Genomic DNA, 523 nt, shown 5'->3' on the forward strand with positions numbered 1-523 from the left:
CTTAATATATATTAAATTACGTGAATTAATTTTCTATATAAGTAACAATTAATAGTTCAAAAAGTTTTATAGCTAACTAGTACCAAAAACAAGAAATAAAACTAAGTAATTGAAAAATATACAAAAAAAGACAAAAATTATTTAACCGATAACAAACTTAAAGGCTAATCATGTCGAAGAAATCAGAACTAGCTGGAAAACAAAAGTTACAACAGCAACGAACAGAGCTAAGAAACACGTTGTGGGCTGACGAAATAGATTCCATCAGCATTTGGAACAGAAAAACGCATAATGGATTCACAACGATACCAAGAACCCTCCCTCAAATAGGCAGAATAATGGATAAGTTTTCTGGAAAAGGAAAACCTCTCTCATCAACTTATCTATCACTATGGTGCAACGTTTTTGATGAAGGCTTTCTAGAGATAGAAGATAAGCATAGGTTTGCATTTGAATCGGGCTTTTCAAGTGAACGAGCAATAACCACCTGGACAACCCGAATGAGAAAGCTTGAAGAGTTGGG

The 523-nt window shown here is 33.5% G+C and carries 1 protein-coding gene; it reads left to right on the plus strand.

The window, feature by feature from the left end:
- Positions 1–170: 170 nt before the first annotated feature.
- Positions 171–523 (plus strand): hypothetical protein (locus R7Q48_RS30925; protein ID WP_411979324.1); only part of this gene is annotated, 353 nt, incomplete at its 3' end.

The sequence above is a fragment of the Vibrio sp. 378 genome, from assembly GCF_033339435.1.